Raw genomic sequence first — 22787 nt, forward strand, 5'->3', positions numbered from 1 at the left:
CCTTCAGTCGAGCGGTTGGAAACGCAGGATCCGGCTGCCATCCGCCGGATCGGTGAGGAAGCTGGCGCGCACGCCGAAGACGTCGCGCAGCAGGCCGGGCGTCAGGATGTCCGCCGGCCGCCCCAGCGCCACCAGCCGGCCACCCTGCATCACCCCCAGCCGGTCGCAGCCCATCGCCTGGTTCAGGTCGTGCAGCGCGATCACCGTGGTGACGCCGAGCCCCGCCACCAGCCCGAGAATCCCGAGCTGGTGGTGGATGTCGAGATGGTTGGTCGGCTCGTCCAGCAGCAGGATGCGCGGCTGCTGGGCCAGGGCGCGGGCGATGTGCACCCGCTGCCGCTCGCCGCCCGAGAGGGTGATCCAGTCGCGCGCCGCGCGGTCGGCCATCTCGACCACCGCGAGGGCGCGCCGGACGATGGCATCGTCCTCGGGCCCCCAGGGCCGCAGCACGGAGAGGAATGGCGTGCGGCCGAGCTCCACCGCGTCGCGCACGGTGATGCGGTCGGCGGTCTCCGCCTGCTGCTCGACCAGGGCCAGCACCTGCGCCACCTCGCGCCGGCGCAGCGCCGACAGGGGGCGGCCATCGAGTAGCACGCGGCCGGCGCCCGGCGCCAGCACGCCGGCCAGCAGACGCAGCAGCGTCGACTTGCCGGAGCCGTTCGGGCCGATCAGGCCGAGGCGCTCGCCGGGCTCGACGCGCAGCGCGACCCGCTCGACGATGGGCTGGCCGCGGGCCGACCAGGACAGGTTCTCCGCCTCCAGCCTCATCTGACCGGCCTCCGCCGCACCAGGATCAGCGCGAAGACCGGCGCGCCGACCAGCGCGGTGACCACGCCGATCGGCAGCACCTGGCCGGGCACCGCGACGCGCGAGACCACATCGGCGCCGATCAGGAAGACCGCGCCGATCAGGGCGGAGGCCGGCACCAGACGGGCATGCCGGACGCCGACCAGGAAGCGCGCCGCATGCGGCACCACGAGGCCGACGAAGCCCACCGAGCCGACGATGCTGACCATCACCGCGGTGGCGAGCGCGGCCGCCAGGATCAGCAGCGCCTGCACCCGCTTCACCGGCACGCCGAGCGACAGGGCCGACTCGGCGCCGAAGGTGAAGGCGTCCAGCGCGCGCGCCTGCCACAGCCCGGCCAGCGTCACCGCCAGCGCCACCGGCACGGCGGCCCCGACATTGTCCCAGCGCGCGCCGCTGAGATTGCCGAGCAGCCAGAACATGATGCCGCGCGCCTGCTCGGCGCTGGCCGAGCGGGTGATGATGAAGGCGGTCAGCGCGTTGAACAGCTGCGAGCCGGCGATGCCGGCCAGCACGATCTGCCCCGCCGCGCGCGGTCCGGCGCCGCCGCCCGAGGCGCGCGCCAGCAGCGCCACCAGCAGGAAGGCCGAGAGCGCGCCGCCCAGCGCCCCGGCGGAGAGCGACACCGCCCCGGCGCCGAGGCCGGCCACCGTGACCAGCACCGCGCCGGTCGAGGCCCCGGCGGAAATCCCCAGCAGATAGGGCTCCGCCAGCGCGTTGCGCAGCAGCGCCTGCAGGATGACGCCGGAGACCGCGAGCGCAGCGCCGCAGCAGGCGGCGATGATCGCCCGCGTCAGCCGGTAGTTCCAGATGATGCCCTGGTCGATGCGGTCGAGGGCATGGCCCGCATCGAACAGCCGGTTGGCCAGGGTCTGCCAGACGCTGGCCAGCGGGATGGCGGTCTCGCCGATGCAGATGCCGGCCAGGATGGCGGCGGCCAGCACCAGCCCGATCCCGCCGGCCTGCAGGGCGCAGCGGGCCGCCAGCCTGGCGAGCGGCCGCGCCAGCGGGGTCACGGCCGCAGCTGGGCCATGGCCTCGGTCAGCGCCTCCAGCCCGCCGACCAGGCGGATGGTGGCCTGCATGGCATGGGCGTCGAGGATGACGATGCGGCCCTCGCGCACCGCGCGCATCTCCCGCGTCACCGGGTCGCCGCGCAGGAAGGCGAGCTTCTTCTCGACATCGTCGGCGGGGAAGCGGCGGCGGTCCATGCGGGCGATGACGAGAACGGACGGGTTGGCGCGGGCGATGCTCTCCCAGCCGACGGTCGGCCATTCCTCGTCCGACTGCACGACGTTGCGCAGGCCAAGCGTGCGCATCATGTAGCCGGGGATGCCCTTCTGGCCGGCCATGTAGGGGTCCATGTCCAGGTCGGCGCTGGAGAACCAGAAGGCGGCCGAGGCATCGGCCAGCCGCAGCGCCCGGGCGCGCGCCACGGCGGCCGCCTCGCGGGCGCGCAGATCGGCGACCAGCCTGGCGCCCTCGGCCTGGCGGTCGAAGATGGCGGCCAGCTGCTCGATGCCCTTGTAGATGGTGGCCGTGGTGAAGGGCGCCGTGCGGGTGCCGTCGGCGCCGACCAGGTTGTTCTTGCCCTCGCAGTCGGAGGGCATGATGTAGGTCGGCACGCCGAGCTCATGGAATTGCGGCCGGGTGCCGACCACGCCCTGGGCGCCGATCATCCATTCGAACTGGGTGGCGACCAGGCCGGGACGCCTGTTGATGACGGATTCGAAGCTCGGCGCGTTGTTGTCGAGCCGTGGCACGCGGTCGTTCTGCGCGGCGAATTCCGGCAGCACCGCGTTGAACCAGAGCGAGGTGCCGGCCATGCGCTCGCCGAGGCCGAGCGCATAGAGCGTCTCGGTCGCCGCCTGGCCGATGGTCACCACGTTGCGCGGCGCCGCCGGGAAGCGCAGCGTCTGGCCGCAATTCTCGACGGTCAGCGGATAGCCCGTGGATTGCGCGACGGCGGGCGCGCCGGCCAGCAGCGCGGCGCCGAGGCCCAGCGAGAAGACGCCAGGCAGGAAGAGGCCGCGACGCGCGCGGCCCTGCGGATAACGCATAGAAAAATCCTCCCCGGACACCCCGCCGGATGGGCTGTTGCACGATGCCGGCAGGTCTCCTGACTGGCGGGTCGACGCCCTCTCCGGCCTTCCCGGGATGGCTCCCAGTGGCGTGTTCGGAGCAGGCTCGCCGCCTACAGTTGCGGGGGCAGTTCCGGTTCGGGGCCCTGGCGGACCCCAGCGGATTCCCTTTTGATTCCTCTCGGAAACCGGCGCCGCCTGTCTAGCCGACGGCGCGGCGGGCCGGCAAGCGCGGGCGCGGCATCTCGGGCAGGATGGCGTCGCGCAGGGCCTGCAGCACCGGCGGCAGCGGGCCGGGGCCGAAGGGATCGGCCACCTCCACCGGGCGGCGGTCCTGCATGACGTAGCTGCGGTCGGCGAAGCCGCGCAGCAGCCGCAGGTCATGGGTGATGAACAGGAAGGCCATGCCGTGCTGTTCGCGCAGGCGCTTCAACAGGGCCAGCACCGTCGCCTGGGTCTCCAGGTCCAGGCTGTTCACCGCCTCGTCCAGCACCACCAGCCGTGGCCGCGTCGCCAGCGCGCGGGCGATGCAGAGCCGCTGCAGCTGGCCGCCGCTCATCCGGTGCGCCGGGCGGTCGAGCAGCGCGGCCGGCAGGTCGACCTCGGCCAGCAGCGCGGCGACGCGGTCGCGGCTGGCCTCGCCGCGGACGGTCAGCGGCTCGGCGACCACCTCATAGCCGGTGAAGCGCGGGCTGGTGGCGGCCTGCGGGTCCTGGAAGACCGCCTGGAGGGCGCGGCGGGTGTCCGGCGCCATGCGGCCCCGCGCATCGGTCAGCGGCGCGCCGTCGACCAGGATGCGGCCGGCATCGGGCCGTTCCAGCCCCAGCACCAGCCGGCCCAGCGTGCTCTTGCCCGAGCCGGTGGGGCCGAGCAGCGCCACGCATTCGCCGGCGCCGATGGTCAGCGTCGCGCCTTCCAGCACCGGGTGGCGGCGGCGTCGCGCAAAGATGCCGCCCTGGCGATAGGCGTGGTGGACGTCGTCGAGCCGCAGCAGCGTCATGCGTAGAGCGCCCGGTGCGCCGCGACCAGCGCCTGGGCGCGCGGATGCGCCGGGTCCTCGAACAGGCTTGTGGCGGATTGCAGCTCGACGATGCGGCCCTGGTCCATCACCGCCACCGTGTCGGCCAGGCGGGCGATAACCGAGAGATCATGGGTCACCAGCAGCAGGCCGATGCCGCGGCGCTGCACCAGCCCCTCCAGCAGGTCGAGCAGCCGGGCCTGCACCACCAAATCGAGATCGGTGGTCGGCTCGTCGGCCAGCAGGAACAGCGGGTCGCGCGCCAAAGCGAGGGCCAGCATCACCCGCTGCAGCATCCCGCCGCTGAGCTGCGAGGGGTAGAGCGGCGCGATCTCCCCCGGCCGCTCGAAGCCGACCTCGGCCAGCAGGGCCTGCATCTTCTCGCGCGCCGGGGCGCCGCGCAGCCCGTCGCAGGCGAAGGTCTCGAGGAAGTGGCGGCCGATGCTGACCAGCGGGTTAAAGCCGCCGCGCGGCGCCTGCTGCACCAGCCCGACGGTGCGGCCGCGCAGCGAGGCCGGCTCGACCGGCTGGCTGTCGAGCGCCACCAGCCCGGCGACCCGCCTGACCCCCGGCGGCAGCAGGTCGAGGATGGCCAGCGTCGTCAGGCTCTTGCCGCCGCCGCTGGGGCCGACCAGGCCGAGCACACGGCCGCGGCGCAGCGTCAGGCTGACATCGCGCACCAGCGCATGCCCGCCGTCATGCAGGTGCAGCGCGAGGAGGGAGAGGCTGCGCGGGCTCAATGCAGGTGGTCCGGCATGCCGGGGTCCAGCCGGTCGCGCAGCGCGTCGCCCAGCAGGTTGCAGCCCAGCACGGTCAGCAGGATGGCGGCGCCGGGCAGCAGCACCAGCAGCGGCGCCGCGCGGAAGAAGGGCCGCGCGTCGTTGATCATGATGCCCCATTCGGCGGCCGGCGGCGCCAGGCCGAGGCCCAGGAAGGAAAGTCCCGCCACATGCAGCATCCAGTGGCCGAGATCGAGGCTGGCCAGCACCGCCAGCGGCCCGGCCAGCGCCGGCAGCAGGTGGCGCCGCGCGATGGCCAGGCGCGACAGCCCGGCGATGCGGGCGGCGGCGATATGGTCGCGGCTCCGCAGCGACAGGGTGACGCCGCGCACCAGCCGCGCATACCAGGCCCAGTGGGAGAGCGCGATGGCGACGACGACATTGGTCAGGCCGGTGCCCAGCGCGCCGATCATGAACAGCGCCAGCACCAGGGTCGGCACCGTCATGAAGGCATCGCAGAGCCGCATCAGCACCGCATCCACCACGCCCCCCGCCAGCCCCGCCAGCAGGCCGACCGCGCAGCCGAAGCTCAGCACCAGCAGCAGGATCATCCCCACCGCACCGAACGAGGCCCGCGCACCCCACAGGAGCCGGGACAGCATGTCGCGGCCGAGATGGTCGGTGCCCAGCCAATGCGCGGCCGAGGGCGGCTGCAGCCGGCCGGGCAGGTCGGTCAGCGTCGGATCATAGGGCGCGATCCAGGGGGCGAGCGCCGCCGCCAGCAGCAGCAGCGCGACCAGCCCGGCGGCGGCCGGGATGACGAGGCGCTTCATGCCGCGCCCTCCAGCCGGATGCGCGGGTCGAGCCAGGCATAGGCGATATCGACCACCAGGTTGCAGAGCACGAAGATGGTGGTCATCACCAGGACGAAGCCCTGCAGCACCGGATAGTCGCGGTTGGCGATGGCGGCCAGCGCATAGCGGCCAAGGCCGGGCCAGCCGAAGACGCTTTCCACCACCATCGCGCCGCCCATCAGCTCGCCCAGATGCAGGCCGATGGCGGTCAGCGGCGGCAGCAGCGCGTTCAGCATGACGTGCCGCCCGATCAGAATCCGCCGCGGCAGGCCGCGGGCGCGGGCGAAGCGCAGATGCGGCTCGCCGAGCACGCCGAGCACCGAGGCGCGCACCAGCCGCAGCATGACGCAGGCCGACATGGTGGCGGTGGCCAGCGCCGGCAGGATGATGCTGGAGGGCCCGTCGCGGCCGATCGCCGGCAGCCAGCCGAGCGTGACGGCGAAGACCAGCACGAAGAGGAACCCCAGCCAGAAATTCGGCAGCGACACGCCGAGGAAGGAGATCGCCCGCGTCAGCTGGTCCGGCCAGCGGTCGCGGTGCAGCGCCGCCCAGAGGCCAAGCGGCACGCCCAGCGCGATGGTCACCAGCATCGCCGTGCCCGCCAGCTGCAGGGTCGCCGGCAGGTAATGCGCGATCTCCTCCAGCACCGGCCGCCCGGTGAACCAGGAGTCGCCCAGATTGCCGCGCAGCGCCCCGGCCAGCCAGGCGAGGTATTGCGCCGGGATCGACCGATCGAGGCCGAGCTCGGCGCGCGCCAGGGCGAGCGCGGCATCGGTCGGCGGGATCTGCGCCAGGCGCAGATAGTCCAGCGCCGGATCGCCGCGGCCGAGCCGCAGCATGGCGAAGAAGCCGAAGGACAGGAACAGCAGCAGCGGCAGCAGGCTGGCCAGCCGGCGCAGGGCGAAGCGCAGCATCGGGTCAGACGCGCCCGATCAGCTCGAAGGGAATGTCGGTCTGCGTCGCGCCGAACGGCACCCTGCCGAGTTCCCGGCGATGGACGATCTTGTTGGTCAGGAAGGAGACCGGGAAATACACCGCCTGCTCGTGCAGGGTGGTCAGCAGCCAGCGGTATTCCCCGGCCCGCGCCGTCTCGTCGGTGGTGGTCAGCACGCCGGTGATGCGGCGGTCGATCTCTGCCTTCATCGCCAGGCCGCGCTGCGCCTGGTAGTCGGCATGCGCCGGCGCCCGCATCGAGCCCATGAAGGCATGCGGGTCATAGGGCGCGCCCCAGGTATCGCCGAAGATCATGCCGAATTCGCCGGAACGCTGGCGGCCCTGATAGGTGCCGGCATCCTCGCCGATCAGTTTTCCTTCGATGCCGATCCGGGCGAGGTCGCCCTGGATCGCCTCGGCCAGCGCCTTCTGCAGCGCGTCGCTGCCGGTGAAGCAGAGGTCGAGGCTGAGCGCCCTGCCCTCGCGCATCCGCACCCGGCCGCCGGCGGGCAGCCGCCAGCCCGCCGCCTCCAGCCGGGCGATGGCGGCGGCGCGGTCGAAGGCGGGGGCGCGCAGGCCGAGATCGGTATAGGGGAAATTCGTGGCGAACAGCGTCTCGGCCGCCGGCTCGCTGTCGAGCAGGACGTGTTTCACCAGCGCGGCGCGGTCGATGCCCTGGGCGATGGCCTGGCGGACGGCAAGGTCATCGGTCGGGAAGCGGGCGGAATTCACCGCCAGCAGCCGTGTCGCCAGCGGCGGCGAGACGGCGGTGACGAAGCGCCGGTCGGCGGCGAAGCGGCGGAAGCTGTCGCCATCCAGCTGGTCGGTGCCATAGGCCAGGTCGATCTCGCCGGCTTCGAGCGCCAGCGCCCGCGCATTGCTGTCGCCCACCACCCGCACCAGCACCTCCTCCAGCGCCGGCGGCGCGCCCCAGTAATGCGGGTTGCGGCGGAACAGGTCGTGCCGGCCGCGGCTGGTCTCGGCCAGCAGCCAGGGGCCGGTGCCGATCGGCGCCGCCAGGCTGCCATCCGGCCGCAGCGCCGCCGGCGAGGCGAAGCGCAGCGGCCGCGGCAGGGCGAGTTCCGGCAGGGCCGGATAATAGGCGCCCTTCAGCCGCAGCCGCACGGTCATCGGATCGAACGCCTCGACGCCCTCGATCCGCTCGACCAGCGCCAGCCAGGCGTGACGCGGGCGGTTGGCCAGCACCGCCTCGACATTGGCGACCACCGCCGCCGCGTCGAAGGGCGTGCCGTCGGAGAAGCGCACGCCCGGCCGCAGCGCGAAGCGCCAGCTGCGGCCATCCGGCTCCAGTTCCCAGGAGGTCGCCAGGCCAGGCGCCAGGCCGCCGCCCTCGACATAGCGCACCAGTGGCTCGTAGAGCATGGCTTGCGCATACATCTGGTTCGGCGAATAGAGATGCGGATGCAGCGGCCCGGCATGGCTGGGCCAGGAGAAGACCAGCCGCTTCCCGGCCGGCTGCGCGCGCGCTGTCCCGGCGGTCGGTACCGCCAGAGAGGTTGCCAGGGCGGGTGTCGCCAGGAGGGGCAGGCTTTGCAGCAGGCGGCGACGCAGCATCCGGCGGGTTCCTCGATCCGGCGCGTATGCTAATTTCGGCGAAACGTCATATCAACAGGCGGAATCGGACCGGCATGCAGCGGATCACCATCACCCTGGACGAGGATCTGCTGCAGGCGGTCGATGCCGCCTCGCCGCCCGGCGGCAACCGCTCGGAGACCATCCGCGACCTGCTCCGCGCCGGGCTGCGCCAGGCCGAGGCGGAGCGCCCGCCGGAAGGCCGCTGCGCCGCCGCCATCGCCTATGTCTACGACCACCACCGGCGCGAGCTGCCGGAACGGCTGACCAGCGCCTTCCACGACCATCACGACCTGTCGGTGGCGACGCTGCATGTGCATCTCGACCACCACAACTGCCTGGAGGTCGCCGTGCTGAAGGGCGAGGGCGCCGAGATCCGCCGCTTCGCCGAGGCCGTGACCGGCCAGCGCGGCGTCCGCCACGGCCGCCTGCTGGTGGTGGCGCCGGATACGATGGGCCACCACCACCACGGGGAATGAGGCCGCAACTTTCCTTCGGCGTGCCGAGCGGCTAGTCAGCCGCCCGCCGAACTGCCTCGGCCTGCACAGGATTGTTTGTCAATGCGTCCGTTCCACCTGGCCTTCCCCGTCTCCGACCTGGAGGCCACCCGCCACTTCTATGCCGAGGTCATGGGCTGCGCGATCGGCCGCGAGAGCCCGGGCAAGTGGATCGACTTCGATCTCTATGGCCACCAGATGTCGGCGCACCTGCTGCCCGACGCGCCGCGCGCCCCGGTGCGCGGCGGCGTCGACGGCGATGCCGTGCCGATCCCGCATTTCGGCGTGGTGCTCGACATGCCGGCCTGGCGCGAGCTGGCCGCGCGGCTCGAGGCCGAGCCCTCCACCGTCTGGTGCCTGAAGCCGAAGATCCGCTTCGAGGGCCAGCCGGGCGAGCAGGCGACGCTCTTCGTCCTCGACCCCTCCGGCAATGCGCTGGAGTTCAAGGGCTTCACCGACGACGCGGCGATCTTCGCGGCGCAGCCGGCGCTCGCCGCCGTCTGATCAGGCGCCCGGCAGCGCCGCCGGCTGCTCGTCCTTCAGGGCGACGCCGGTCAGGCGGCGCTGCCGCGCCTCGGTCATCAGCCAGGCCAGCTTGGCCGAGGCCGCCTGGTAGGACAGCCCGCCCGAGAGGTGGATGTTCGAGATGCAGTTGCGGGCAGCATCCCGGAGCCCTGGCTTCGGCCCCCAGGTCAGGTAGACGCCGAGGCTGTCGGCCACCGACAGGCCCGGCCGCTCGCCGATCAGCATCACCGCCAGCTCCGCCCCGAGCGCCGCGCCGATCTCGTCGCTCAGCGCCACGCGCGCGCCGGTCGCCACCACCACCGGCGCCAGCTTCCAGCCCGGCAGCCTGGCGACCGTCGCCTCCCAGAGCGGCACGGCATGGCGCTGCACGGCGGTGGCCGAGAGCCCGTCGGCGATGATGAAGACCGCGTCCCACTGCCCCGCCGGCAGCGCGGCGCGGCTGTCCTCGGCCAGCCTCCGGCCGAGATCGGGGCGGCGCAGATAGAGGCCGCGCTCCACCGCCCGGCTCTGCACGAGATGGTGCGGCGTGCCGCCCAGCCCGGCCAGGATGGCCGGGATGTCGAGCGGCGCATGCACCGCGTCGCGCGCCCGGGCATGCGCCAGCTGGAAGGCCAGCACCGCCTGCAGCGGCGGCGCGTCGCCGGCGCGGCCCAGGCCGATGCGGGCCGGCGTCGCCTGGCGCAGCCGCGCCCAAGGGTCGGTGGCGGGGTCGGTGGCAGGATTGGCAGGGGTGTCGGTGGTCATCGTCCGGCTCCGCTGTCGCAGGAGCGCCAGCTTGCCGCAGCCGGCTTGCCGGGACCAGGGGCCGGGGCCAGGATCATGCCCCGATCAGCACGAGGCCCCGCCATGTATGCCAGCATTCGCGGCACCAGGATCTTCTTCGATATCGAGGGCGCCGGGCTGGTGCCCGACGGCCCGGCCATGCGGCAGCGGCCGGTGGCCTTCATCCTGCACGGCGGACCGGGCGGCGACCATAGCGGCTTCAAGCCGGCCTTCTCGCCCTTGGCCGCGCGGATGCAGCTGGTCTATGTCGACCATCGCGGCCAGGGGCGCTCGCAGAAGGGCGACCCGGACGGCTATACGCTGGACGAGAATGTCGAGGACCTGGAGGCGCTGCGCCAGTATCTCGGCATCGAGACATTCGTCTCGATCGGCACCAGCTATGGCGGCATGGTGTCGATGGCGCATGCCGCGCGCTATCCGGACAGCGTCTCGCACCTGATCGCCATCGTCACCGCGGCGCATGGCGGCTTCCGCCAGGCGGCCGAGCGGATCGTCGCCGCGCGCGGCACGCCCGAGCAGCAGCGGGTGAGCGCCATGCTGTGGGACGGCGCGCTGGATACGGTGGAGAAGCTGAAGCACTACTACGCCGTGATGGGGCCGCTCTATTCGGTGAAGGGCCAGGATCCGGCGGCCGGCGCCGATGCCCGCGCCCGCACCCTGCACGAGCCCGCCGCCCTCAACCGCGCCTTCGGCCCCGGTGGCTTCCTGCGCGACTACGACATCCGCGACGAGTTGGCGAAGATCACGGCGAGGACGCTGATCCTCGCCGGGCGGCATGACTGGATCTGCCCGCCGGAATTCTCGGAGGAGATCCACCGGCTGATCCCGGGCAGCGCGCTGCGCATCTTCGAGCACAGCAGCCACTCGATCCGCGCCGACGAGCCCGAGGCGCTGCTCGACGCGATCACCGGCTTTGTCGGCCGCTAGCCTCTGGGATAGCTGCTGGAGAAGATCTCGGCCACCGGCGGGTGGCCGAGGGTGCGCTGCGGGTAGCGCGAGACCAGCCGGTCGAACTGCGCCTGGGCGCGGGCGGCATCGGCCAGCTCGTCGACGCCGGGGATGACGCGGTCGCGCATCACCCAGCGGCCGTCGATCATCACGTCGCGCACGTCGCGGCCCTGGCCGGCCACCATCAGCGTCTGCACCGGGTCGATCACCTGGCCATGCTGCGGCCGGCCGAGCTCGACCACGATCAGATCGGCCCTGGCGCCCGGCTGCAGCCGGCCGAGATCGTCGCGGCCCAGCGCGATCGCCCCGCCCAGCGTCGCCGCGTCCAGCATGTCCTCCGAGCGGCAGGCGGTCGGCGAGCCCTCGGCGATCCGCGCCAGCATCAGCCCGAGCTGCATATTGAGAAAAAAGTCCGGCGGCGCGGTGTCGGTGCCGAGCCCGATATTGATGCCCAGGGCCCGCAGCTTCGGAAACGACCGCAGCATGCTGCCGCCGCGCGCCATCACCAGCGGGCAATGCACGATACTGGCGCCCGACTGCGCGATGATCTCCAGGTCGCGGCCGGGGCGGGCGATGCCAGGGCTGTCATTGGTCCAGACGCCATGCGGCAGCAGCACGCCGGGGCGCAGGAAGCCCAGGCTGTCCAGCCATTCCGGCGGCGTCATCCCGCGCAGCCGCAGCACCGTCTGGTATTCCAGCAGGCTCTGGCAGCAATGCAGACGAACGGGCACGCCGAGCTCGCGGCCCGCCTCGGCGGTGCGGCGCAGCAGCGCGGGCGTGCAGGTCTCGATCCGGTCGGGGGTCAGCATGGCGGAGACCAGCCCGCCGCCGCGCCCGGCCTGGTCGCGGCAGAAGCGGAGGGCGTTGTCCAGCTCGGCCAGCCCGCGCGCCTCGTCGAAATATTCGCTGATGGCGCCGGCCTCGTCGACCAGCAGGTGGCCGGTGCGATAGGCCGGCCCCAGCCAGACGCGCAGCCCCAGCGCGATGGCCGCCTCGGCCGCCGCCTCGAATTCCTCGACGGTCTCGCCCCATTCCCGATAGAACAACGACGAGATGGGCAGCGCCGAGGTGACGCCGTTGCGGATCAGCTGCGCGAAGGCGTGCCTCTTCTGGAAGGCCAGTTCCTCCGCCGAGTACATCTCGGCCGGGCCGGCCTCCTGGTAGCTGCGCGGCCAGACCCGCCCCTTGCGCCAGCCGGGCTGGTTGTCCAGCGCCAGGATGGTGGTGTCGAGATCGGCCAGCGCATCCAGGTCGATGAAGCCCGGCGCGATCAGCGCCTCGCCGGCGTCGAAGCGGGCATCGACCGCGCCGGGAAAGTGCCGGCCGGCGAAAAGGATGCGGTCGCCCTGCACCACCAGCTCGCCATCGCGCAGCAGCTGGTGCCGGCCCTCCGCATGGCCCAGCACCCAGCGGGCGGTCAGCAGGGTGCGGGGCGCCGCGCTCACGGCGCGTCGACCAGGGCGCGGCCGGCGCGGGCGACGACGCGGCCGCGCTTGACCACCAGGCGGCGCTCGGGGCGGTTGACCACCGCCTCCGCCAGGGTCTCGCCATCGACCAGCACGAGATCCGCCTGGCAGCCCTCGGCGACGCCGTAATCCTGCAGGCGCATCGTCCCGGCGCCGCCGGTGGTGCAGACGGCCAGGGCCAGTTCCACCTCCGGGTCGGTGCGGAAATTGTTGCGCAGGCCGAGCAGCATGGCGCGCTCCAGCATGTCGCCATTGCCATAGGGGCCCCAGCTGTCGCGGATGCCGTCATTGCCGGCGCAGATGCGGATGCCGCGCGCGGTCAGCTTCGCCACCGGCGGCACCGGCCGGCTGGCCGAGCCGGTCGACATGATGGCGATGTCCAGCGCCGCGATCTCGTCCAGCAGCCCGTCGACCATCGCCGTGTCGGGGTCGCCCAGGCAGAAGGCATGGCTGATTACCACCTGCCCCTGCATGCCGAGCGCGCGGGTGCGCTCGAAGATCAGCTCCATGCTGAAGGCGCCGAGCAGCCCGGCCTCGTGCAGGTGGATGTCGACCGGCCTGCCGAAGCGCTGGGCGAGCTCGAAGACCGCGTCCAGATGCCCCTTCGGATCGCGGTCGATGCCGCAGGGATCGAGGCCGCCGACCACCTCGCTGCCCAGCTTCATCGCCTCCGCCATCAGCTCCAGCGTGCCGGGGCGGACCAGCAGGCCGGATTGCGGGAAGGCGACGATCTCCACATCCATGACGTCGCGGTAGCGCTCGCGGGTGGCCAGCAGCCCCTCGATGCCGGCCAGGCCCACCACGGTATCGACATCGACATGGGTGCGGATATGCGTCGTGCCCTTGGCCAGCGACTGCACCAGCTGGCGGGCCGATTGCCGCGCCGGGTCAATGCCCAGCGCCTGGCGGTTCTGCCGCTCATTGTCGATCTTGTCGATCAGCCGCGGCCCCGCGCCATTCGGCACCCAGCGCATGCCCCAGAGCGTCTTGTCCAGATGGGTATGCGCCTCGACCAGGCCGGGCAGCAGCAGCGCGTCCCAGCCATCCTCGACATGGACACCGTCGGGCGGCGTCTGGTCGGGCGCGATGCGGGCGATGCGGCCGCCACGGATCAGCACGTCGGTGCTGGCCCCGCCCATCGGGCGGACGGTCTTCAGCAGCAGGTCCTGGGAGGATGCAGGGGACATGGCCGGCTCCGTCACAAAAAATGTTCAACAATTTCCCGCAGTATTGTATGCAATCCGTGGGGCCGGCAATGGCGATCTTGTTCCGGCGCCACCCTGTTCCGCGCCCTTCGACCGCCAGCCCCTGCCCGGATGACCGAGAACCCGCCGAAGAACTCCCGCGCCGCCGCGATCCACGAGGCCCTGCGCCGCGCCATCCTGGAACAGGCCCTGGCGCCCGGCGCCAAGCTGCCGGAGGACCTGATCGCCAGCCAGTTCGGCGTCAGCCGCACCCTGGTGCGCGAGGCGCTGGGGCGGCTGGCCGGCGAGGGGCTGGTCGAGCTGCGGCACAACCGCGGCGCCAGCGTCGCCGCGCCGAGCCTGGCCGAGGCGCGCGACGTCTTCGCCATCCGCCGCGCCATGGAGCTGCTGGCCGTCGACGCGCTCTGCGGCCGGCTGGAGCCTGCGCAGGAGGCGCGGCTGCTGGCGCATGTCGAGGCCGAGGCGGCGGCGCAGCCGCTGGGCGATGCCACCTCGATCCGGCTGGCCGGGGAATTCCACCTGCTGCTGGCCGAGCTGACCGGCAATGCCCTGCTGCAGCGCTATGTCACCGAGCTCGCCTCGCGCTGCTCGCTGATCCTGTCGCTGTATGGCCGGCCGCATTCGGCCGATTGCGCGGTGGAGGAGCATCGCGCGCTGATCGCGGCGCTGCGCGCGGGCGACGCCCCCGCCTGCCGCGCCCTGATGGAGCACCACCTGGATGCGGTGATGGGCCGCGCCCTGCTGCCGCAGCCGCCCGGCGACATGCGCGCGGTCCTGGCCCGCTATGCCGGCCCCACCCCCCCTTCCCCGCCGCGCCGCGCAAAGGCCCGATCCGCATGACCGATGTTGCCAGCTTCGACTTCGCCCAGCTCACGCCCCGCGAGCGCTACAAGATCCTGATCGGCACGGTGGTGCCGCGGCCGATCGCGCTGGTCACCACGGCGAGCCCCGAGGGGCGCGCCAATGCGGCGCCCTTCAGCTTCTTCAACTGCCTCTCGGCCGATCCGGCGATCGTGGCGCTGGGCGTCGAGGTCAAGGCGGATGGCGCGCCGAAGGACACCGGCCGCAACATCCGGGCCACCGGCTGCTTCACCGTCAACATCGTCTCCGACGCGCTGGTCGAGGCGATGAATGTCTGCGCCGTGCCCTTCGGCCCCGAGGTGGACGAGCTGGAGCGCGCCGGCCTCGCCATGGTGCCGGGCACCGCCATCGCCTGCCCGCGCATCGCGCTGGCCCCGGCGGCGCTGGAATGCCGGCTGCATTCCTTCCTGGAGATCGGCAGCTCGCGCGAGATCATCCTGGGCGAGGTGGTGCAGGCGCATATCCGTGCCGACGCGGTGAATGCCCAGCTGCACATCGATCCCCGGCTGATCGACGCGGTGGGGCGGATGGGCGGGCATGGCTATGTCTCGACCCGCGACTATTTCGACCTGCCGACGATGAGCCTGGCCGCCTTCGAGGAGGGCCTGCCGCAGGGGCGGATCCGCCCGGGCTGAACCGCCCTCCCCCCGGCCGCGCGGCTCAGGCCGCCTGCACGCCCTGCAGGAAGCCGCGCACCTCGGCGCCCAGCCGCTCGGACTGGCGCGACAGCTCGCCGGCGGCGCGCAGCACCTCGCCGGCGGCCTCGCCGGTTTCCGCCGCGGCGCGGCTGACGGTGCCGATGCGCTCGGTCACCGCCCGCGTGCCCTCGGCCGCGCCGGCGACATTGCGGGCGATCTCCTGGGTGGCGGCACCCTGCTCCTCCACCGCCGCGCTGATCGCGCCGGCGATCTGGTTGACCGCGTCGATGGTGCCGGCGATGCCGCCGATCGCCGCCACCGCCTCCCGCGTCGCCGCCTGGATGGCGCCGATCTGGCTGCCGATCTCCTCGGTGGCGCGGGCGGTCTCGGTGGCCAGGGTCTTCACCTCGCTGGCGACGACCGCGAAGCCCTTGCCGGCTTCGCCCGCACGGGCGGCCTCGATCGTGGCATTCAGCGCCAGCAGGTTGGTCTGCCGCGCGATCTGGCTGATCAGCCCGACCACCTCGCCGATGCGCGCGGCGCCCTCGGCCAGGGCGCGCACGGTGGCGTCGGTGCGGCGGGCATCGGCGGCGGCGCGGCCGGCGACGCTGGCGGACTGGCCGACCTGGCGGGCGATCTCGGCGATCGAGGCGGAAAGCTCCTCGGCCGCGGCGGCGACGGTCTGCACATTGACCGAGGCGGCGCGGGCGGCGCTGGCCACCGCATCGGCCTCCCGCGTCGCCGTGCCGCTGCTGTCATGCATGGTGCGCGCGGTGCCGTGCAGCGCGCCGGCCGAGGCGTCCAGCAGCCCGACCATCTCGCGCGCCGAGGCCTCGAATTCCCGGGTCAGCCGCTCCAGCGCCTCGGCCCGCGCCAGCTGGCGGGCCTGCTCGCGCGCCTGTTCCTCGGCCAGGGCATCGGCGCGCTGCAGCCCGTTGCGGCATTCCTCGATGGCGCGGGTCATCTCGCCGATCTCGTCCAGCATGGCGCGGCCGGGCAGGGCGAAGCCGTAGTCGCGCCGCGCCAGCCGCCGCATCCCCGCCGCCAGCGCCACCACCCGGCCGGCGACGCTGCGGTTCAGCCAGAGCGCCGAGAGCAGCGCGATCACCCCGGCCAGCAGGGTGGCGCCCAGGATCACCGCCAGCGTCCGGCCATAGGCGGCATCGGCGCCCTCGACCTCGGCCTGCGCCGTCCGGTCGCTGAATTCCACCGCCGCCGCCAGCGCCTCGCGCAGCTGCGCCGAGAAGCGGGCCATGTCGATATTGTAGAAATGCCCTGCCTCGGCCGCCCGACCCGCCTCGATCAGCGCCGTCAGCCGCGCCTCCTGGCCGAGATAGGCGTCCCAGGCGCCGCGCAGCGCGGTGGTCAGCGCCTGCTGCGGGCCGGGGCGCACCAGCGCGGTGTAGCGCGCCCAGTCCTGCTCCAGCCGCTGCGCCGTGTCGCGGGCGCGGGCGGCGACCTGGCGGCGGCTCTCGGCATCGGCCGAGAGGATCAGCGAGCCCTGCAGCTGGCGGTAGCGCATCATGCCCTGGCCGAGCTCGCCGAGGACGCGCACGGTCGGCAGCTCGGTGCGGCCGATGCGCTCGGCCGCGCCGTTCAGTTCCTGCGCCTGGCGCAGCCCGGTGGCGCCCACCCCGACGAGGACGAGGAGGAGGGCGCCGAAGGCGGCGGCAAGCTTGCCGCGCACGCTGAGATGGGCCGGAGAGAGCATCGTCAGGTCCTGGGCCGGGGGGGGCGGATCGGCGCCGCCGTGCCGCGCCCGCCAGACTAGCGGTCACTGATTAAGCAATGATCGCTCCGTCGCGAGCGCAGCAGGTCTCCCCCGGTCCCCCAGCGCCTCCCCGGCGCCGCCCCTTGGCGGCGCCGATCCGGGCAGGCGGGTCTCAGGGCGTCAGCTGCTGCCGGTGGCGGGCCTGCCCCTCGATGCTCGGCCAGTCATAGAGCATCGGCACCATGGCGCAGTCCGACCAGGCCTCGTTCTGGTTGGTGTAGAAGGGGCTGCCGGGCTGGCCGGAGGCGCCGTGGAACACCGCCCAGCGGCAGTTCTCCCAGGCGCCGACATCGAAGACATAGCGGGCGAGCGCGCCATAGGTGGCGCGCGGCCCGGCGCCGCAGAGCAACCCGTTGGCCAGCACCGTGTCGCCATCGCCGCCGACCGGGCGCGAGGGCGGGTCGAGCAGCGCCGCCGCCGCCGGATATCTTTCGGACAGAGGATGCACGAAGCGGGGCTGGTGCACCTCGCCCCAGGGCGTCCCGGCGACCACCTCGGGCGCGGCGGCGGCCTCGGCCAGGGCCTCCTGCAGCACCGCGTCCCAGCCGGCGCCGCCCAGCAGGGAAGCATCGTCGCGGCGGATCAGGTCGGGCAGCGTCCACCACAGCTGGTTCTGCGGCACCACGCCCGGCGCCACCGCGGTCCAGGGGTGCTTTCCGACCTCGGCGAGGCCGCTGCGCTCGGCCAGCTGCCGCGTCGCCGCCCGGCGCAGCGCGATATAGGCGACGGGCCGCGGGTCGCCGGCCCGCATCTGCCCGTCCCAGCCGAGCAGCTTCCGGCGCAGCGCGGCGGCGGCCGGATCGGCCGGTTGGGCCAGCCCGCCGAGGCGGTCGCGCAGCAGCAGCGCATTGGGCGAGAGCGTGTCGCCATGCAGCGCCGCCGCATCCCCGGGCGTAAAGCCGGGCATGGCGCGCAGCCGCTCCAGGATACGCGACGCGCGATAGGGCGGGTGGCAGTCGGTGCAGAGATAATCCGGATGGTCGTCGGCGACGACGCGGTTGTTGGCGGTGACGATCAGCCCCTCGGGCGGGTCGATCACCTGCGGCATCTCTTCATGCGCGATCCAGCCCTGCCAGTCATGGGCCGGGTCCCAGCCGGGCAGCGGCAGCCAGCCATGCGCGGCGGTGCGGCGCGGCACCCGGGCGCGCACCAGATGGCCGATCTGGCCGGCCGTGTCGGCGGCGACCAGATTGTGGTCGATCAGCCCCCAGCCGCGGGTCGCCTCGAACAGCCCGGCCACCGTCTTCGCCTGCGTCATCCGCGGCAGGCAGTCGAAGGACAGATCGGCTTCGGCGAACTGCACCGAGCGGAGCGCCAGCGCGGTGCCGCTGGCCGGGTCGCCGGCGATCACCGGGCCATGGATCGTCTCGACGATCTCGAAGTCGCGGTCGGCCGCATCGCGCACCTTGATGCTGTCGCGCCGCCGCGTGACCGGGGCCAGGCCGTCCCCATGCCGGGTGGCGCTGCCATCCTCGGAGAAGCGCTCCAGGAACAGGTCGTGGATGTCCATGAAGGCATGGGTGACGCAATAGGCGATGCGGCCGTTATGGGCGAAATGCGGGAAGCCGGGCACGCCCGGAACGGTCAGCCCCACCATGTCGAAATCGTCGCAGGCGACATGGTGCTGCGCATACATGTTGGGGATCTCGAAGACCCGGTGCGGGTCGCCGGCCAGCACCGGCCGCCCGCTGCCGCTGCGCGCAGGGCCCACCGCCCAGTTGTTGCTGCCGCCGGCGGTCTCGTCGCCCGGCCCCTCGCGGCCGAGCGACTCGAGCAGCGCGCCGATCGCCGGGGCCAGCGCCGCGAGATCGGCCTGATGGCGGGCGGCCTCGGTGCCGGGCGGGATGGCCAGCAGGTCGCGCCCGCCATCATCGTAGCGCAGCTTGCCGACATGCTCGGCCCCCACCACCGGCAGGGCGGCGGCGCGCCACAGCTTGAACCAGACCGAGCCCATCAGCAGCCCGAGCCGCCGCATCACAGCAATGCTGTGCCAGGGCTCCCAGGCCTCGGGCGTTTCGCCCAGCAGGCGGTATTCCACCGGCAGCGGCGCGCCCGAGGCCAGGAAGCCGTTCACCCCGGCCGCATAGGCCTCGAGCATCGCCGTCGCGGCCTCGCCCAGCGCCGCGAAATCGCGCCGGCAGGCCGCCTCCATGCCGAGGCGGCGGGCCAGCATGTCGGAGGCCACCGCCCCCTCCCCCAGCCATTCCGCGGCGCGGCCCAGCGCCCGGCGCCGGGTCAGCTCCATCTGGAACAGCCGGTCCTGGGCATGGGTGAAGCCCAGCGCCATCCAGGCGTCCCGCGCGGTCGCCGCCTTCAGATGCGGGATGCCCCAGGAGTCGCGCAGCAGCGCGACCGGCCCCGAGAGCCCGGGCAGGGCCACGCTCCCGTCCAGCGGCGGCAGGCAGGCGGCGATCTGCTCAGGGCTGAGGCTTTCGGCGGAAATCTTGGGCAGCATCCCGGTCCCTCCTGGCTGCTTGGGCCGCTTCGGCGGGCTTCGACCCGCTTGCAGGCTCGACGATATATCAAATAGTCTATCGGGAAACGGGGTTGGGCAAGCGGGGCATGGCGGAAGCGGCGCGCGACCAGGGCGGGATTCTGCTGGAAGGGCTGGTGAAGCGCTTCGGGCCGGTGGCGGCGATCGACGGCGTCTCGCTGGCGGTGCAGCCCGGCGAGTTCCTGGCGCTGCTCGGCCCCTCCGGCTCCGGCAAGACGTCGATTCTGATGACCATCGCCGGGTTCGAGTTCCCCGATGCCGGGCGGGTGGTGATCGGCGGCGAGGACGTCACCTGGACGCCGCCCAACCGCCGCAACCTGGGCATGGTGTTCCAGCGCTACACCCTGTTCCCGCACATGACGGTGCTGGAGAACATCGCCTTCCCGCTGAAGATGCGCGGCGTCGGCCGCGCCGAGCGGGAGGAGCGGGCGCGCGCCGCCCTGCGCACCGTGCGGCTGGAGGCCTTCGGCGAGCGCCGCCCGGCGCAGCTCTCGGGCGGCCAGCAGCAGCGTGTCGCCATCGCCCGCGCCATCGTCTATCGCCCGCGCGTGCTGCTGATGGACGAGCCGCTCTCGGCGCTGGACAAGAACCTGCGCGAGGAGATGCAGATCGAGATCAAGCAGCTGCAGCGCGAGATCGGCATCACCGTGGTCTTCGTCACGCATGACCAGACCGAGGCGCTGACCATGGCCGACCGCGTCGCCGTGCTCGACCATGGCCGGCTGCAGCAGCTCGGCGCGCCGCGCGCCCTCTACGAGGCGCCGGAAACCCCCTTCGTCGCCCGCTTCATCGGCGAGACAAATTTCTTTCAGGGCCGCGCCGGGGGCGCGGCGGCGGATGGCCAGCTGTTCCCCGTGCAGCTGGAGGACGGCACCGCGACCGGTGCCCTGGCCGTCGGTCCGATCGCCGCCGGCACGAAGCTGACCCTCGCCCTGCGGCCGGAGCGGCTGCGCCTGGCGCCGGCCGGCGCGCCGGGCCTGGCGGCCGAGGTGCGCGAGGCGATCTATGTCGGCAATGCCACCACCCTGCTGCTGCAGGGGCCCGGCGGCGCGACGCTGCGCGCCCGCATCCCCGCCGGCGCCGGCTTCGCCGAGCCGGTGCCGGGGGAACAGGTCACCCTGCAATGGGAAGCCGGCGATGCCCGCGCCTTCCCGGTGGCCGCCTGATGCGGCGCCCGGCCTCCTTCCGTCTCGCCGGCCGCCGCTACAGCCCGGCGGCCAGCCTGCTGCTGGCGGCCCCTTTCCTGCTGCTGATCATCGTCGTCTTCCTGCTGCCGCTGGCGACGCTGCTGCATGAATCGCTGTTCCTGCCGACGCCCGGGCTGCAGCATTACGAGCGCGCCCTGGCCGAGCCGGTCTATCTGCGGGTCATGCTGCGCACCCTGCGCATCGCGGCGCAGGTGACGGTTCTGGCCCTGCTGCTGGCCTGGCCGCTGGCCTGGGTGATGGCGCGCAGCAAGGGGCTGGGCCTGGCGCTGCTGGCCGCGGCCGTGCTGCTGCCGCTCTGGACCTCGGTTCTCGTGCGCACCTATGCCTGGATGGTGCTGCTGCAACGCAACGGCGTCATCAACCAGTGGCTGCAGAAGCTGGGGCTGACTGACGCGCCGCTGAAGCTGCTCTACACCGAGCCCGCCGTGGTGCTGGCGATGAGCCATGTGCTGCTGCCCTTCATGGTGCTGCCGATCTATTCGGCGCTGAAGGGCATCCCCGAGGACTATACCCGCGCCGCGCAGATGCTGGGCGCCTCGGCCTGGGCCAGCTTCCGCGAGGTGATCTGGCCACTGGCGCTGCCCGGCGTCACCTCCGGCTGCCTGATGGTTTTTCTTCTGGCGCTGGGCTTCTTCGTCACGCCGGCGCTGATCGGCGGGCCGCAGCAGATGATGATCGCGACCCTGGTCTCGCAGCAGGTGCGCGAGATGCTGGACTGGTCCTTCGCCGGCGCCCTGGTCGGCATCCTTCTGGCCTTCGTCCTGCTGCTGACGGTGGTCTTCCGCCGCGCCGTGCGGCTCGACCGCTTCGTGGGGCAGGGCTGATGACGCGCACCGCGCCGAACCGGGCCGGCCGCCTGGCGCTGAACGCCGCGGCCTATGCCGTCACCGTCTTCCTGCTGCTGCCGACGCTGATCATCATCCCGATGTCCTTCGGGCCGGAACGTTTTCTCCAGTTTCCGCCTAACGGCTTCTCGCTGCGCTGGTACCTGGAATATTTCCGCGACGAGGAATGGCTGCGCGCCACCTTCTTCAGCCTGGAGGCCGGGGTGATCTCGGCGGTCTGCGCCACGCTGGTCGGCACCCTGCTGGCCCTCGCGCTGGTTCGCGGCCGCCTGCCCGGACGCGGTCTGATCGAGCTGCTGGTGGTGGGCCCGGTCATCGTGCCGCATGTGGCGCTGGCGGTGGCGATGTTCCTGGTCTTCGAGCAGCTGCGGCTGACCGGCACGCTGCTCGGCTTCGCCATGGCGCATACGGTACTGGCCCTGCCCTTCGTGGTCTTCACCGTGCTCGCCGCCCTCTACCGCTTCGATGCCGAGCTGGAGCGCGCGGCGCTGTCCTGCGGCGCCGGGCCGGTGCGCGGCTTCTTCCACGTCACCCTGCCGCTGATCGCGCCCGGCGTCGTTTCGGCCGCGCTTTTCGCCTTCGTCATCTCCTTCGACGAGGCGGTGGTCTCCTTCTTCATCTCCGGCCTCGACCGCAAGACCCTGCCCCGCAAGATGTTCGAGGATATCGACTACAACATCTCCCCCACTTTGGCGGCGGTGGCCACCATGCTGACGGTGCTGACGGTCGCCGCCCTGCTGCTCGGCTATGCGCTGAAGCGTGCTATGGAGCGGCGCGCCGCCGCGGCGGCGGGAGAAGGTGGTGACCATGGCTGACAGCGCAGAAATCTTTCCCTTCGTCGCCCCGGTGGGGCGCGAGAACCTGGCGGCGAAGGTCTATGCCGAGCTGCAATCGGCGCTGTTCGAGGGCCGCATGCGCCCCGGCCAGCGGCTGAAGATCCGCGACCTGGCCGCCGCCATGCAGGTCTCCGAGACCCCGGTGCGCGAGGCCGTGGTGCAGCTGGCGCGCGAGCGGGCGCTGCGCATGGAGGCGGCGCGCTCGATCACCGTGGCCGGCCTCAGCCTGGAGCAGTATCTGGAGCTGCGCACCATCCGCCTCGAGCTCGAGGCGCTGGCCGCCGAGGCGGCGGCGCTGCGCATCCAGCCCAGTGCCATCGACGCGCTGGCCGAGGCGCATGAACGCCTGATGGCGGCGGAGGAGTCCGGCGAGCCGATCGCCGCCAACCGCGCCAACTGGGATTTCCACCACGGCCTCTACCGCGCCGCCGCCATGCCCGAGCTGCTCGCCATCATCGAGAGCATCTGGCTGCGCAACGGGCCGATGCACGCCCTGCTCTATCCGCATGCGCGGCCGAGCTATCCGGGGCGGCACCGCCATCTCGACATCCTCGACGGGCTGCGCGCGCGCGACCCGGCGGCGACGCGCCTCGCGCTCTGCGCCGACCTGACCGAGGGCGGCGCCAATCTGGTCGCCTATCTCGGCCGGCTGGAGCGCGAGGCCGCCTGGACGCCTCCCAAATAACGTCACTCCCCGAAGGAGCTG

22 protein-coding genes and 1 riboswitch are annotated in these 22787 nt (G+C 72.8%); of the genes, 9 read left to right on the top strand and 13 right to left on the bottom strand.

Annotation, left to right across the window (positions count from 1 at the left end):
• Window positions 1-3 precede the first annotated feature (3 nt).
• From WFI16_RS16930 to nikA, 8 genes are all read right to left on the bottom strand, one after another.
• Window positions 4-768, bottom strand: a complete 765-nt coding sequence (locus WFI16_RS16930) for an ABC transporter ATP-binding protein (protein ID WP_419899014.1) — start codon at window positions 766-768, stop codon at window positions 4-6.
• Complete coding sequence (locus WFI16_RS16935; protein ID WP_442970703.1) at window positions 765-1823, bottom strand: FecCD family ABC transporter permease; 1059 nt, start codon at window positions 1821-1823, stop codon at window positions 765-767. Before WFI16_RS16935 ends, WFI16_RS16930 begins: the two co-directional genes overlap by 4 nt.
• Window positions 1820-2866 (bottom strand): ABC transporter substrate-binding protein, encoded by a 1047-nt coding sequence (locus WFI16_RS16940; RefSeq protein ID WP_419899015.1) that lies wholly within the window; start codon window positions 2864-2866, stop codon window positions 1820-1822. The genes WFI16_RS16935 and WFI16_RS16940 overlap by 4 nt, the downstream gene beginning before the upstream one ends.
• 32 nt (window positions 2867-2898) lie before the next feature.
• Window positions 2899-3095: riboswitch (cobalamin riboswitch) on the bottom strand.
• Entirely contained in the window at window positions 3090-3887 is a 798-nt protein-coding gene (locus tag WFI16_RS16945; protein ID WP_419899016.1) for an ABC transporter ATP-binding protein, read from the bottom strand. Its footprint overlaps the riboswitch before it by 6 nt.
• Window positions 3884-4645 (bottom strand): ATP-binding cassette domain-containing protein, encoded by a 762-nt coding sequence (locus tag WFI16_RS16950; protein ID WP_419899017.1) that lies wholly within the window; start codon window positions 4643-4645, stop codon window positions 3884-3886. Before WFI16_RS16950 ends, WFI16_RS16945 begins: the two co-directional genes overlap by 4 nt.
• A complete protein-coding gene (gene nikC / locus WFI16_RS16955; protein WP_419899018.1) occupies window positions 4642-5457 on the bottom strand; it encodes a nickel ABC transporter permease subunit NikC in 816 nt (271 codons plus the stop codon). Before nikC ends, WFI16_RS16950 begins: the two co-directional genes overlap by 4 nt.
• Entirely contained in the window at window positions 5454-6392 is a 939-nt protein-coding gene (gene nikB, locus WFI16_RS16960; RefSeq protein WP_419899019.1) for a nickel ABC transporter permease subunit NikB, read from the bottom strand. The genes nikC and nikB overlap by 4 nt, the downstream gene beginning before the upstream one ends.
• A gap of 4 nt (window positions 6393-6396) precedes the next feature.
• The gene (gene nikA / locus WFI16_RS16965; protein WP_419899020.1) at window positions 6397-7986 is read right to left on the bottom strand and encodes a nickel ABC transporter substrate-binding protein; all 1590 of its coding nucleotides are present in this window, start codon (window positions 7984-7986) and stop codon (window positions 6397-6399) included.
• Window positions 7987-8060: 74 nt separating this feature from the next.
• Between nikA and nikR the strand changes: the two genes are divergently transcribed.
• Both nikR and WFI16_RS16975 read left to right on the top strand, forming a co-directional pair.
• Entirely contained in the window at window positions 8061-8483 is a 423-nt protein-coding gene (nikR, locus tag WFI16_RS16970) for a nickel-responsive transcriptional regulator NikR (protein ID WP_419899021.1), read from the top strand.
• Window positions 8484-8564: 81 nt separating this feature from the next.
• Complete coding sequence (locus WFI16_RS16975) at window positions 8565-9005, top strand: VOC family protein (protein WP_419899022.1); 441 nt, start codon at window positions 8565-8567, stop codon at window positions 9003-9005.
• Here the strand turns inward: WFI16_RS16975 and eutC are convergent, their stop codons facing one another.
• Entirely contained in the window at window positions 9006-9770 is a 765-nt protein-coding gene (gene eutC, locus WFI16_RS16980) for an ethanolamine ammonia-lyase subunit EutC (protein WP_419899023.1), read from the bottom strand. It abuts the gene before it with no gap.
• A gap of 102 nt (window positions 9771-9872) precedes the next feature.
• On the opposite strand from eutC, the gene WFI16_RS16985 reads away from it, so the two are divergent.
• On the top strand, window positions 9873-10736 hold the full coding sequence (locus tag WFI16_RS16985) for an alpha/beta fold hydrolase (protein ID WP_419899024.1): 864 nt from the start codon (window positions 9873-9875) through the stop codon (window positions 10734-10736).
• Here WFI16_RS16985 and WFI16_RS16990 read toward each other — a convergent pair.
• Window positions 10733-12202 carry an amidohydrolase family protein gene (locus WFI16_RS16990; RefSeq protein ID WP_419899025.1) on the bottom strand — a complete coding sequence of 490 codons (1470 nt, stop codon included), beginning with the start codon at window positions 12200-12202 and terminating at the stop codon, window positions 10733-10735. The genes WFI16_RS16985 and WFI16_RS16990 overlap by 4 nt on opposite strands.
• Complete coding sequence (locus WFI16_RS16995) at window positions 12199-13410, bottom strand: amidohydrolase family protein (RefSeq protein WP_419899026.1); 1212 nt, start codon at window positions 13408-13410, stop codon at window positions 12199-12201. Before WFI16_RS16995 ends, WFI16_RS16990 begins: the two co-directional genes overlap by 4 nt.
• Window positions 13411-13539: 129 nt before the next feature.
• On the opposite strand from WFI16_RS16995, the gene WFI16_RS17000 reads away from it, so the two are divergent.
• Complete coding sequence (locus WFI16_RS17000) at window positions 13540-14268, top strand: GntR family transcriptional regulator (RefSeq protein WP_419899027.1); 729 nt, start codon at window positions 13540-13542, stop codon at window positions 14266-14268.
• Window positions 14265-14924 (top strand): flavin reductase family protein, encoded by a 660-nt coding sequence (locus tag WFI16_RS17005; protein WP_419899028.1) that lies wholly within the window; start codon window positions 14265-14267, stop codon window positions 14922-14924. Before WFI16_RS17000 ends, WFI16_RS17005 begins: the two co-directional genes overlap by 4 nt.
• A gap of 25 nt (window positions 14925-14949) precedes the next feature.
• On the opposite strand, the gene WFI16_RS17010 is transcribed toward WFI16_RS17005, so the two are convergent.
• Complete coding sequence (locus WFI16_RS17010) at window positions 14950-16638, bottom strand: methyl-accepting chemotaxis protein (protein WP_419899029.1); 1689 nt, start codon at window positions 16636-16638, stop codon at window positions 14950-14952.
• A gap of 172 nt (window positions 16639-16810) precedes the next feature.
• Window positions 16811-19153, bottom strand: coding sequence for a penicillin acylase family protein (locus WFI16_RS17015; protein WP_419899030.1), 2343 nt, complete (start codon window positions 19151-19153; stop codon window positions 16811-16813).
• 107 nt (window positions 19154-19260) lie between these two features.
• Between WFI16_RS17015 and WFI16_RS17020 the strand changes: the two genes are divergently transcribed.
• From WFI16_RS17020 to WFI16_RS17035, 4 genes are read left to right on the top strand one after another with little or no spacing between them, the layout of a single operon-like run.
• A complete protein-coding gene (locus WFI16_RS17020; RefSeq protein ID WP_419899031.1) occupies window positions 19261-20358 on the top strand; it encodes an ABC transporter ATP-binding protein in 1098 nt (365 codons plus the stop codon).
• Complete coding sequence (locus tag WFI16_RS17025; protein ID WP_419899032.1) at window positions 20358-21224, top strand: ABC transporter permease; 867 nt, start codon at window positions 20358-20360, stop codon at window positions 21222-21224. The genes WFI16_RS17020 and WFI16_RS17025 overlap by 1 nt, the downstream gene beginning before the upstream one ends.
• Window positions 21224-22060, top strand: a complete 837-nt coding sequence (locus tag WFI16_RS17030) for an ABC transporter permease (protein WP_419899033.1) — start codon at window positions 21224-21226, stop codon at window positions 22058-22060. Before WFI16_RS17025 ends, WFI16_RS17030 begins: the two co-directional genes overlap by 1 nt.
• Entirely contained in the window at window positions 22053-22766 is a 714-nt protein-coding gene (locus WFI16_RS17035; RefSeq protein ID WP_419899034.1) for a GntR family transcriptional regulator, read from the top strand. The genes WFI16_RS17030 and WFI16_RS17035 overlap by 8 nt, the downstream gene beginning before the upstream one ends.
• The last annotated feature ends 21 nt before the right edge of the window (window positions 22767-22787 follow it).

It is taken from the genome of Roseomonas sp. USHLN139, from assembly GCF_037145735.1.
GTDB lineage: Bacteria > Pseudomonadota > Alphaproteobacteria > Acetobacterales > Acetobacteraceae > Pseudoroseomonas.

Bases quoted from the DNA above. Each gene is read 5' to 3' on its own strand.
- WFI16_RS17010 (WP_419899029.1), bottom strand. From the start codon at position 16,638: ATGCTCTCTCCGGCCCATCTCAGCGTGCGCGGCAAGCTTGCCGCCGCC.
- WFI16_RS16945 (WP_419899016.1), bottom strand. From the start codon at position 3,887: ATGACGCTGCTGCGGCTCGACGACGTCCACCACGCCTATCGCCAGGGC.
- WFI16_RS17025 (WP_419899032.1), top strand. From the start codon at position 20,358: ATGCGGCGCCCGGCCTCCTTCCGTCTCGCCGGCCGCCGCTACAGCCCG.
- WFI16_RS17005 (WP_419899028.1), top strand. From the start codon at position 14,265: ATGACCGATGTTGCCAGCTTCGACTTCGCCCAGCTCACGCCCCGCGAG.
- WFI16_RS16940 (WP_419899015.1), bottom strand. From the start codon at position 2,866: ATGCGTTATCCGCAGGGCCGCGCGCGTCGCGGCCTCTTCCTGCCTGGC.
- eutC (WP_419899023.1), bottom strand. From the start codon at position 9,770: ATGACCACCGACACCCCTGCCAATCCTGCCACCGACCCCGCCACCGAC.
- WFI16_RS16930 (WP_419899014.1), bottom strand. From the start codon at position 768: ATGAGGCTGGAGGCGGAGAACCTGTCCTGGTCGGCCCGCGGCCAGCCC.
- WFI16_RS17015 (WP_419899030.1), bottom strand. From the start codon at position 19,153: ATGCTGCCCAAGATTTCCGCCGAAAGCCTCAGCCCTGAGCAGATCGCC.
- WFI16_RS17020 (WP_419899031.1), top strand. From the start codon at position 19,261: ATGGCGGAAGCGGCGCGCGACCAGGGCGGGATTCTGCTGGAAGGGCTG.
- nikR (WP_419899021.1), top strand. From the start codon at position 8,061: ATGCAGCGGATCACCATCACCCTGGACGAGGATCTGCTGCAGGCGGTC.
- WFI16_RS17030 (WP_419899033.1), top strand. From the start codon at position 21,224: ATGACGCGCACCGCGCCGAACCGGGCCGGCCGCCTGGCGCTGAACGCC.
- WFI16_RS17035 (WP_419899034.1), top strand. From the start codon at position 22,053: ATGGCTGACAGCGCAGAAATCTTTCCCTTCGTCGCCCCGGTGGGGCGC.
- WFI16_RS16975 (WP_419899022.1), top strand. From the start codon at position 8,565: ATGCGTCCGTTCCACCTGGCCTTCCCCGTCTCCGACCTGGAGGCCACC.
- nikA (WP_419899020.1), bottom strand. From the start codon at position 7,986: ATGCTGCGTCGCCGCCTGCTGCAAAGCCTGCCCCTCCTGGCGACACCC.
- WFI16_RS17000 (WP_419899027.1), top strand. From the start codon at position 13,540: ATGACCGAGAACCCGCCGAAGAACTCCCGCGCCGCCGCGATCCACGAG.
- nikC (WP_419899018.1), bottom strand. From the start codon at position 5,457: ATGAAGCGCCTCGTCATCCCGGCCGCCGCCGGGCTGGTCGCGCTGCTG.
- WFI16_RS16985 (WP_419899024.1), top strand. From the start codon at position 9,873: ATGTATGCCAGCATTCGCGGCACCAGGATCTTCTTCGATATCGAGGGC.
- nikB (WP_419899019.1), bottom strand. From the start codon at position 6,392: ATGCTGCGCTTCGCCCTGCGCCGGCTGGCCAGCCTGCTGCCGCTGCTG.
- WFI16_RS16995 (WP_419899026.1), bottom strand. From the start codon at position 13,410: ATGTCCCCTGCATCCTCCCAGGACCTGCTGCTGAAGACCGTCCGCCCG.